The sequence below is a fragment of the Streptomyces kebangsaanensis genome, assembly GCF_001906585.1.
Taxonomy (GTDB): domain Bacteria; phylum Actinomycetota; class Actinomycetes; order Streptomycetales; family Streptomycetaceae; genus Streptomyces; species Streptomyces kebangsaanensis.
In genome coordinates, this window is record NZ_JUJA01000140.1 from 73,891 (window position 1) to 83,685 (window position 9,795).

The 9,795-nt window shown below is 74.1% G+C and carries 8 protein-coding genes and 2 pseudogenes; 3 read left to right on the top strand and 7 right to left on the bottom strand.

Going from position 1 to position 9,795, the window contains the following annotated elements; genetic code table 11:
- Positions 1-468: 468 nt before the first annotated feature.
- The 4 genes and pseudogenes from RH94_RS46730 to RH94_RS20565 all read right to left on the bottom strand — a co-directional run.
- Positions 469-606 (bottom strand): annotated as a pseudogene (locus tag RH94_RS46730) (serine/threonine-protein kinase); the annotation flags it as partial.
- A gap of 61 nt (positions 607-667) precedes the next feature.
- Entirely contained in the window at positions 668-2,206 is a 1,539-nt protein-coding gene (locus tag RH94_RS20555) for a HoxN/HupN/NixA family nickel/cobalt transporter (RefSeq protein WP_073948980.1), read from the bottom strand.
- Positions 2,203-3,606: a tetratricopeptide repeat protein gene (locus tag RH94_RS20560; RefSeq protein WP_234425908.1), complete on the bottom strand. Its 1,404-nt coding sequence runs from the start codon at positions 3,604-3,606 to the stop codon at positions 2,203-2,205. The genes RH94_RS20555 and RH94_RS20560 overlap by 4 nt, the downstream gene beginning before the upstream one ends.
- 125 nt (positions 3,607-3,731) lie before the next feature.
- Positions 3,732-5,303: a DUF4331 domain-containing protein gene (locus tag RH94_RS20565; RefSeq protein WP_073948981.1), complete on the bottom strand. Its 1,572-nt coding sequence runs from the start codon at positions 5,301-5,303 to the stop codon at positions 3,732-3,734.
- Positions 5,304-5,466: 163 nt separating this feature from the next.
- Between RH94_RS20565 and RH94_RS20570 the strand changes: the two genes are divergently transcribed.
- The 3 genes from RH94_RS20570 to RH94_RS20580 all read left to right on the top strand — a co-directional run bounded on the left by RH94_RS20570 (position 5,467) and on the right by RH94_RS20580 (position 7,246).
- The gene (locus tag RH94_RS20570; RefSeq protein WP_267893383.1) at positions 5,467-6,054 is read left to right on the top strand and encodes a sigma-70 family RNA polymerase sigma factor; all 588 of its coding nucleotides are present in this window, start codon (positions 5,467-5,469) and stop codon (positions 6,052-6,054) included.
- Entirely contained in the window at positions 6,051-6,863 is an 813-nt protein-coding gene (locus RH94_RS20575) for an anti-sigma factor (RefSeq protein WP_073948983.1), read from the top strand. The genes RH94_RS20570 and RH94_RS20575 overlap by 4 nt, the downstream gene beginning before the upstream one ends.
- A gap of 116 nt (positions 6,864-6,979) precedes the next feature.
- Positions 6,980-7,246, top strand: coding sequence for a hypothetical protein (locus tag RH94_RS20580; protein WP_073948984.1), 267 nt, complete (start codon positions 6,980-6,982; stop codon positions 7,244-7,246).
- Between the two features lie 43 nt (positions 7,247-7,289).
- Here the strand turns inward: RH94_RS20580 and RH94_RS20585 are convergent, their stop codons facing one another.
- The 3 genes and pseudogenes from RH94_RS20585 to RH94_RS44025 all read right to left on the bottom strand — a co-directional run.
- On the bottom strand, positions 7,290-8,486 hold the full coding sequence (locus RH94_RS20585; RefSeq protein WP_073948985.1) for a CaiB/BaiF CoA transferase family protein: 1,197 nt from the start codon (positions 8,484-8,486) through the stop codon (positions 7,290-7,292).
- Between the two features lie 65 nt (positions 8,487-8,551).
- Positions 8,552-9,334 carry an ABC transporter permease gene (locus tag RH94_RS20590; RefSeq protein WP_073948986.1) on the bottom strand — a complete coding sequence of 261 codons (783 nt, stop codon included), beginning with the start codon at positions 9,332-9,334 and terminating at the stop codon, positions 8,552-8,554.
- Positions 9,331-9,795, bottom strand: a pseudogene (locus RH94_RS44025) (daunorubicin/doxorubicin resistance ABC transporter ATP-binding protein DrrA); the annotation flags it as partial. The pseudogene RH94_RS44025 and the gene RH94_RS20590, both read right to left, overlap by 4 nt.

The window sequence follows — 9,795 nt, forward strand, 5'->3', positions numbered from 1 at the left end:
CCCCTCAGGGAGAGGCGGAAGCCGTACCCGAAGCGGAGGCCCCGCCCGTCGGGGTCTCCGTCACACACGTCACCGAGAACGGCACCGCGTTCGAGACGGCCCGCACGGGCGAGCGCACCTCGACACTGACCGCGTTCTCGAACGTCCCGTCCTGCGCGTACGTCGTGACCCGCACCGTGTCCCGCCGGGACGTCCCGCTCCCGAGGGGAACGACAGCGTCCTCCACCCCGGATCGGACACCTCGCCGCTCTTCAAAGTCTTCTTGCGAGGAGCCCCGGGCGTTCACGCCCGGGTGCGGCGGAGGGCTGTCCGTGAGGTAACCGAACATGTGGTCGGGTGATCACTCGGTGCGGTGGAGCAGGCGGGAACGTGCAGTGGCCGCTCGTACGGGTGTCTACGATCGGTGATCGTGAAGCTGGTGGTGCAGGTCAGGCTGTTGCCGACGCCCGTGCAGGCGGCGGCGCTGGAGGCGACCTCGCGGCGCAGCACCTCGTCGCGGGCGCGCCACACGGTTCCCATGCCGCCCTCGCCGAGCGGGGAGAGCAGCCGGTAGCGGCCCGCGATCACACGTTCTCGGCCCGGTTCTCCGGACACCGGCGCCCCCATTCGCATCCGGACGATGTCTGCACTGCGCGTGAGTGGGCGTGACGTTCTCCCTCAAAGTAGCTCAACCCAGCGCGGATGCCGCCCCCTTGAGCATCAATCCGGCGCCCAGGGCCACGACGGCGAACGCCGAGCCGAGCGGTGCGGTCCTGCGCACCAGGGCCGCCATCGGGCCCGCGGCCCAGCGGGGGCGCCGGTCCAGCAGGCGGTTCATGCCACTGCCCAGCTTGACGACGGCGAAGCCCGCGGCGGTGAGGGTCAGGGCGAGCCCGACGCCGTACGCCACGACGAGCAGCAGCCCGAACCAGGCCTGGCCCAGCGCCGCCGCGCCCACCAGGACGACCACGGCGGAGGGACTGGGCACGAGCCCGCCGGCGAAGCCCAGGAGGAGGGTGCCGCGGAGGGTGGGGGCGGTGGGGTGGGTGTGGGTGTGGCCGCCGTGGGTGTGTTCCAGGGAGTGGTCGTGGGTGTGCGCGTGCGCGTGGCCGTGCCCGTGCCCGTGCCCGTGACTGTGCCCGTGTCCGTGACTGTGCCCGTGTCCGTGACTGTGCCCGTGTCCGTGCGAGTGGCCGCGGTTGCGCCAGGCGCGGCGTACGAGGTTGGCGCCCGCCAGGGTGACGAGGACGCCGCTCGCGATGCCTAGCCAGGCGATCACCGAGGGCGCCGCCGCAGAGCCCGCGGCGACCAGCAGGCCGAGGGCGATCACGCCGAGGGTGTGGGTGACGGTCACCGAGGCGGCCAGCGGCAGGACGTCCCTCAGGCGGGCCCGGCCGCCGCGCGCCGCCGCCACCGCCGCCATGACGGTCTTGCCGTGGCCCGGGGCGAGGGCGTGCATGGCGCCGAGACCGACCGCGATGACCAGGGCGAGGGCGGCGAAGCCGAGGGTGAGGTGCTGCCGGGCGACCAGGCTGTCCAGGGCCCGGGTCCAGCGGTCGGCGCCGCGGGGCAGTACGGAGGCGGCGGGCGCGTCACGCCCGTCGTCGACGAGGGCGGGGCCGCCGGGCCGCACGCGCAGGGACGCGGCGGAGGTGTCGGCCGGGGAGGACAGCAACTCCTCGGGATAGCCGGTCAGTTCGCGGGAGACGGAGGTCCTGGGCACGTTCGACGCGGTGAGCGTCATACGGTCGCCGCGCGCGGTGATCTCCCGCCAGCCGGGCCCGCCCGAGGCCCCCGCGCCGCGGAAGGCGACGGCAGCGGTGGCGTCCTCGGGCAGCGGCGCGGTCAGCTCGCACTCCACCCGGAGGGTGTCCAGACCGGCCTGACCGGGACGCACGCGCGCGTGGCCGCCGACGGCGGTGAGCGCGACATCGCGTCCGTCGACGGTAAGCCTGCTGTCCCGCGCGGCCCTCTCGCACCGCTGCCGGGCCCACGCGGTCATGCCGATCCGCTCGATGTCGGGTTTGGCCTGGGTCGCCGGGATCTCGGCGAGGTCCTCGACGTGGGCGACACGGAGCGTGCCGGGGGAGACGACGAGGCCGTCGTAGTGGTTGACGGTGAAGTTGCCGAGGGGGTGGGCGCTCGCGGTCGCGGCCGGGACGAGGACGAGCGCGCAGGCAGCGGTGAGGACGGCCGCGGCGGCGCGGAGCGGACGAAGGTGCTTCACCGTGCTGCCTCCAGGGCCTTCAGTGCCGTACGTGCCTCGCGGGCGCCCGGCGGGGAGAAGCCGGGGTTCAGTTCCAGGGCGGCGGACAGATGGGTGCGGGCCTCGTCGGTGTGGCCGGTGGCGCGCTCGATGATGCCGCGGTGGTGGAGGAACGCGGCGTTGCGGTAGCCGGTGGCCGTGGCCCGCCGGGCGTAGGGGAGTGCTTCGGCGTCCCTGCCGTTGACGTGCAGGGCCCAGGCGAGGGCGTCCGCGGTGTGCACGGTGCGGCGGCGGTCCCACTCGGCGCGGGCGGCGCGCAGGGCGGCCTCCCTGTCACCGTGGTCGGCGGCGGCGAGCGCGGTGTCGAGGTCGGCGTTGACGCCGCCCGCGCGGGCGAGGGCGATCCAGGCGTCGACGAGGGCGTACTGGTCCCGGGCCCTGGCCTCGTCGCCGGCGGCGCCGCGTGCCTCGTACAGCTCGCCCAGCGCGACGAGCGGGCCGGGCAGCGGGAAGCGGGAGACGACGGCCTCCATGTCCTCGACGGCGCCGGCGCGGTCACCGCTCGCCGCCCGGGCGCGGGCGCGGCCCTCCAGGGCGGGCAGGTAGGTGTCGTCGGCGGCCAGGGCTCTTGCGTAGTGGCCGAGGGCGGCTTCGTAGTCGCCCTGGTTCCAGGCGAGCTGGCCGAGCTGGGTGGCGACGTAGGCGATGTCGCCGCGGGAGGTGGCGGCGGCGAGCGCCTGTCCGAGGACGCGGCGGGCGGTGGTGACGTCGCCGCGCAGCTCGTGGACGTAGGCGTAGCGCGTGAAGACGGGGACGCCGGGGCGCCGGGCGTCGGCGGTGCCGGCGGCCTCGGAGGCCTCCTCGTACCGGCCGAGTTCGACGAGGGCGTCGATACGGGAGGACAGGGCGCGCTCGCTGTAGGGGTTCTGTTCCAGGGCCCGGTCGGCGTACTTCAGCGCGTCGGCGAAGTCGTGCCGGGCGGCGGCGAGCGCGGCACGCCCGGCTAGGGCCTGGTCGTTCCCGGGCGCCAGCTCCAGCGACCGCGCCAGCGCCTTCTCGGCCTGCGGATACCGCGACGGATCCCCCTTGGTCCGCGCCTCCTCGATGTAGGCGAGCCCGAGGGAGGCCCACCCGGCGTGGTCCCTGGGCTGCGCCCGGAGGTGCCCCTGCAAGGACTCGACGCTCCCCGCACCGGGCGACTCCGGCGCCACGGTCCCGGCCCCGGCACCGCCCCCGTCCCGCGCCGCTCCCACGGCCACGGCCCCACCGGTGAGCGCCACGGCCAGCAGCACCGCCGCCCCGGCGAGCCGCAGCCGCCGCCAGTGCCGCCCGGGGGCGGCCGCGCCGTGTTCCGGGGGCGCCGCCGGGCCGGTGTCGTGTTGTTCGTGGTCCGGTGGGGTGGGGTTGTCGCGCCGGGCCATGCCCTCTCCTCGGTCGCCGGGACGGTTCGGGCCGTACCGCCGGTACGGCCAAGGTCGTGTGGGTGGCGCGGCCCGCGCCGTGGGGGATGGGAGTACGCGGGCCGCGCCAGTCGGTGGGGACGGGGTCAGTACGGGCGCTGCATGCGGCGGCGCCACCAGGCCAGGGCCGTGCCGATCAGCAGGACGCCGGCCGCGCCCGCGGCCGCCGAGCCGGCGATCAGCACCGTGTCGCCGGAGCCGGAGGACCCCGCCGGCTGCAGCGCGTCGCCCAGCTGGCTGCGCACGTCCACGCCGCTCTGCGTGCCCTTGGCGAGTCGTCCGCGCGAACCGGCCGTCGGCTCGGCGACGTACGGGAAGGACTTCTCGAACTTCCTGTCGTTCGCGTCGACCGCGTCACCCAGGTCGTTCTTCGCTCCGACCAGTTCGCCCTCCACCACCTGCAGCGCGGCGTCGATCACGTCGTCGGCGAGCCGGCGGCCGTTCGGGAAGCCCGCGTTGTCGCCGTCGAGGACGCCCAGCCGCTTGGGGTGCGCGCTCGGCTTGATCGAGGTGTTCAGGCGCAGCTGTTCCGACGGGCGTACGTGCGGCGGCTGGTTGAGGTCCTTCACGCCCTTGAGGAACACGTCCACGAGGTCGTTGCGCGGCTCGGCGGGGGCGGGGATCTTGTAGATCTGCTCGATGAGCTTCGGCAGTTCGGGGTGGGTGACGTTCCTCAGGAACTGCGCGTCGTCGTACGGCGAGGACGCGTTGAACCTGTCCTTGTCCTTCTGCGGGTTGACGACCTCGTTGACGAGCGGGTTGCCCAGCCGGGAGACCTGGGTGAAGCCGCCGTGCGCGTTCTCGCGCCGGGTGGTCGACCAGATGCCCACCACGGGCTGCTTCTCCGACTCGCGGATCAGGTCGTTCGGCACCTGCAGCGCGATCGTGTTGACGTTGTAGCCCTTGAGGGTGTCGTTGCCGACCTCGGAGAGGTTCCCGCCGTACAGCAGGTCGAAGACGCGCAGGTCCGCGAAGAACGGGTCGTCGGCCTGCCCGGCGAAGGTCGCCGCGCCGCCCGGCGCCCTGTGGACCGCCTCGGCCCGCAGCTTGCCGTAGTCCGGCATCGACGCCTTGCCGACGTTCGACGGCGCCACCGGCACACCGTCCGCGATCCGGGTCTTGGCCACCTGCTTCCGGTGGCGCAGCTTGATCAGGTCGATGCTGTAGGTCTGGGTCACGTTCAGCGTCGGGTCCTTCAGACTGTGCACCGGACCCGTGTTGTACAGGAACGTGTCCTTGTTCTTGACGTGCGTCCTGAAGGTGTAACGGAAGATCAGGTCCTCCTGCGCGTCACCGTCGTTGTCGATGCGCAGGTCGTACTGCGCGTCGTCCGCGAACGTGTAGAAGTTCGGGCCGCCGGCCGGCTCCTGGAACGGGATCCAGTTCGCCACGATCGTCGTCGTGTCGGGCCGGTCCGGGCTGACGAACGCGTACAGGTCCGTGTTGTCGTACTGCGGGGCCCCCGAGACGAGCGGGGCCTCCCGGTGGCTGGAGGCGGCGGCCTCCCCCGGTTCCAGCGTGGCCACGCCGGCGGCCGCGAGCCCCCCGGCGGCCAGCGCGCCGCAGATGAGGGAGGCGAGGCCCCGGTGGCCCTCCCGCGGAGCGGGGCGCCCGGGCGTGCCCCCCACGCCCTTGGAGAGACTGGAGAAAGGTGTCATGCCGATCCGTCCTCAGTGCCAACTTGGTCTGTCGTCCGGGGATTCGGAGACCGGGCCGGGCCGGATTGGTCGGCCGGGAAAATTCTTTTCTCCCTGCTCGACCCGCGTTTCCGGCCCGCTGATCCGTACCTCACTCGAAGGGCGCGCCCGCCGTGCGCGCCGCATGCGACAGGACGGGCCCACGGCGGCCGCGGAGAGGGGGCGACGAGTGGAGGCGGACGAGCTTCTGCTGCTCGTGGCAGGGGGCGACCAGAAGGCATTCGAGGAGCTGTACGGGCTGGTGTCCGGGCCCGTCTACGGGCTGGTGCGGCGCGTGGTGCGCGACCCCGCCCAGTCCGAGGAGGTGGCCCAGGAGGTGCTGCTCGAACTGTGGCGCTCCGCCGCGAGGTTCGACCCCGAGCGGGGCAGCGCCCTGTCCTGGGTGCTCACCCTCGCCCACCGCCGCGCCGTCGACCGGGTGCGCAGCGCCCGCGCCGCCGGCGAACGCGAGCAGCGCGAGGCGCTGCGCGCCGCCTCGCCCGCCTTCGACCACGTCGCCGAGGAGGTCGAGGCCGGCCTGGAACGCGAGTGGGTACGGCGCTGTCTGAACCGCCTCACCGCGCTGCAGCGCCAGTCCGTCACCCTCGCCTACTACGACGGATACACGTACCGTGAAGTGGCCGAGCGGCTGTCCCTGCCGCTGGGCACGGTCAAGACGCGGATGCGCGACGGACTCACCCGGCTGCGCGAGTGCCTGGGAGGTGTCGCGTGAGCCTGCTCGACCGCCTGCTGCGCCGCGAGGACCTGCACTCACTGGCAGCGCCCTACGCCCTCGACGCCCTGGAGCCCGCCGAACGGATCCGCTTCGAGAAGCACGTGGGGAAGTGCGACCCGTGCGACGCCGAGGTGCGCGACCTCTCGGAGGACGCGGTACGCCTGGCCTGGTCCGCTGCCGCCCCGCCGCCCGCCGAACTGCGCGACCGGGTCCTGGCCGCCGTACGCGCCACCCCCCAGGACCCCGCACCGGCGCGCGAGCACACCACCCGACTGCCCCCGCACGTCTGGGGCACCCAGCCGCCGCCCGCGCGCATCCGTGCGCCCCGGCCGCGCCCCCTGTTCGTCCCGTTCGCCACCGCGACCGCCGCCGCGGCCCTCGTCGTCGCCGCGCTGTTCGCCGTCCAGGCGAACCGGACCCAGGAGGAACTGGACGCCCAGAGGGACCGGGCACGTGAGATCGCCCACGTTCTGGCCGCGCCCGACGCACGGGCCACCACCGGCCGGGACGCGCGGGGCGGCAGTATCGGAGTGATTGCTTCCGCTTCCGAGGGGCGGGCCGTGGTCACCCTGAGCGGATACGCGACTCCGCCCGGTGGCCGGGTGCACCAGCTCTGGCTCATGCGCCCCGGCGCACCACCGCGCTCCCTCGGGCTTCTCGCAGGTGACACGCCCCTGGCCGTCTCGGGGCTCACCCGGTCGGCCGCGTCACTGGCCGTGACGGTCGAACCCGACGGGGGATCAGAACTGCCCACCAGTCAGCCGTTTGTCCAACTCGCCTTGAAAACGGTCGGATTCGGAGAGTAATCGTCAACCCCCTTATGGGGTAGGTAAATCCTGTGACCGTGCTGCACGAGTGCCCCAAGGGGGACGATAGGGTTACTCTGCCCGGGCCGGGCGGACTCGTACGGGTGGGGAGTGACATGGAGCAGATAACAGTGCGCAGCAGGGCCAGGGTCCCTGCGATCACCTGCGGGAGCAGTGCGACCAGTTCACGCCTCGACCGCCATCTCTCGGTGCTGGCCGGCCCCGCCGTGCCGCAGCACGAGACGGCGGAGGCGACGTCGCTGATGCGCGAGCTGACCGCGCGTGGCGCGCACGACCGCACGGGCAGGAGCGCACGGGTCCGCCGGGTGTCGCTGTTCGCGCCGCTGCGCCGGCTCCGCCGCTCGCTGTTCGGCGGACACTGAGCGTCGGCCGGCGTTCCTCCGGCCCGTTCACCAGGACCCGCGCTCAGGCCACCACACCGTCCCGGCGCAGCGCTGCGATCTCGTCGTCCGTCATCCCCACGGCGCGCAGCAGCGCATCGGTGTGCTGACCGAGCGCGGGCACGTCCCCCATACGGGGCCCGGCCCCGCCCGGCAGTGTGATCGGCGGCAGCAGCGCCCTGAGCGGCCCGGCCGGCGTCCCCACCTCCCGCCACCGCTCCCGGGCCGCCAGCTGCGGATGCTCCGCCACCTCGTGCAGGTCCCGCAGGCGCGCGCAGGCGATTCCCTCGTCCTCCAGCAGGGTCAGCGCCTCGTCGGCGCCGAGCGCGCCCAGCGCCTTGGCGACCAGCGCGTCGGTCCGCTCCCGGTTCGCGACCCGTGCCGCGTTCGTCGCGAACGCCGGGTCCGTCCCCAACTCCGGCTTCTCCAAGACCTGTTCGGCCAGTCGCCGCCACTCCCGGTCGTTCTGCACCGACAGCAGCACGCGCCCGCCGTCCGCGGTCGGATAGGCGTCGTAGGGGGCGATGACGGCGTGCGCGAGACCGGTGCGCGCCGGGGCGGCGCCGCCGTGCATCGCGTGGTGCAGCGGATGCCCCATCCACTCCGCGAGCGCCTCCAGCATCGACACCTCCACCGGCCCGCCGCGCCCGGTCGTGCCGCGCCGCACCAGCGCGGCCAGTACGCCCGAGAAGGCGTACATGGCCGCCGCGACGTCCGCCGCCGGGATCCCCGCCTTCACCGGCTGCTCCGGCGTCCCGGTCACCGACACCAGCCCCGCCTCGCACTGCACGAGCATGTCGTACGCCCGCTTGTGCGCGTACGGACCGCCGGCCCCGTATCCCGAGATGTCCACCGCGATCAGCCGCGGATGCCCGGCGCACAGCGTGGCCGCGTCCAGCCCGAGCCGGGCCGCCGCGCCCTGCGCGAGGTTCTGCACGAACACGTCCGCCTCCGCGACCAGCCGCCGTACGACGTCCAGCCCCCGCGGGTCCTTCAGGTCCAGCGCCACCGACTCCTTCCCCCGGTTGCACCACACGAAGTGCGAGGCGAGTCCCCCGGCCGCGGTGTCGTACCCCCGGGCGAAGTCGCCCCCGTCGATCCGCTCGACCTTCACGACCCTGGCGCCGAGGTCGGCGAGCTGCCGGGTGGCGAAGGGCGCCGAGACGGCCTGCTCGACGGCGACGACGGTGATGCCCTCCAGGGGCGGGGGAAACCGGTCCATGGGCCGGATCATGACCCGGGAGCGGGGCCCTTGTCACCAGCCGGTCGCCGGTCGCCGGTGTCCGGTCACCGCTCCCCGCGGGCGTACCGCCGGACGGCGAGGGGCGCGCAGAGCGCGATCAGGACCGCGCACCAGAGGAGGGAGCCGGCCACGGGGTGGGCCACCGGCCAGGCGGCGTTCCCGGGGACGGGGGCGTTGCCGAAGAGGTCGCGCAGGGCCGTGGTCACCGCGCTGATCGGGTTCCACTCGGCGACCGTCCGCAGCCAGGGTGTGAGGCCGCCGGTGGGAATGTAGGCGTTGGACAGCAGCGGCAGGACGAAGGTCGCGGCGCCCAGCTGGCCGGCCGCCTCCTCGCTGCGGGTCAGCAGCCCCAGCAGGATGCCGATCCAGGTGCACGCGAACCGGAACAGCAGCAGCAGTCCCACGGCGCCCAGCGCGCCCGCCGCGCCCCCCTCGATCCGCCAGCCCACGGCCAGCCCGGTCAGCAGCAGCGGCACCGTCCCGACGGCCGTGACGACGAGGTCGGCCACCGCCTGCCCGAGGGGTACGGCCGCCCGGCTCACCGGCATGGTGCGGAAGCGGTCCGTCACCCCCCGGTGCGTGTCCTGCGCCGCCTGGAACATCCCCGTCATGATGCCGCCCGCCGCGGTCGCCGCCAGCAGCCCGGGCACCAGGAAGGAACGGTACTCCCGGCCGGGCATCGCCAGCGCGCTGCCGAAGACGTAGCCGAAGAACAGCAGCATGTTGATGGGCATGACCTGGGTCAGGATCGCCAGGCCCGGGTTGTTGCGGACCCGGCGCAGCTGCCGGCCCACCATCGCCGTGCCGTCGTACGTGAGCGCGCTCATGCCGCGACCTCCTTCGTCGTGCGGGATCCTCCGGTCAGCCGGAGGAAGACGTCGTCCAGGGTGGGCGGCCTCAGGCTCGCGTCGAGCAACGGCACGCCCGCCGCGTCAAGTTCGCGTACCAGCCGGGGGAGGGTGAGCGTCGGGTCGGTGGCGACCGCGCCGACCGCGCACCGGTCGTGGTCGAACACCGGCTCGGCGCCGGTGAGGTGGTCCAGGACGGCCGCCGCCCGCGCCATCACCTCCGGGTGCGGGACGACGACCTCCGCGTGCGCCCCGACCAGCGCCTTGAGCCGGTCCGGCGAGCCGGTGTGCGCGATGCGCCCCCGGTCCACCAGGGCGATGCCGTCGGCCAGCCGGTCGGCCTCCTCCAGGTACTGGGTGGTCAGCACCACCGTCGTGCCCCGCTCCTTCAGCTCGCGCACGGTGTCCCAGATCCGGTTGCGGCTGGCCGGGTCGAGGCC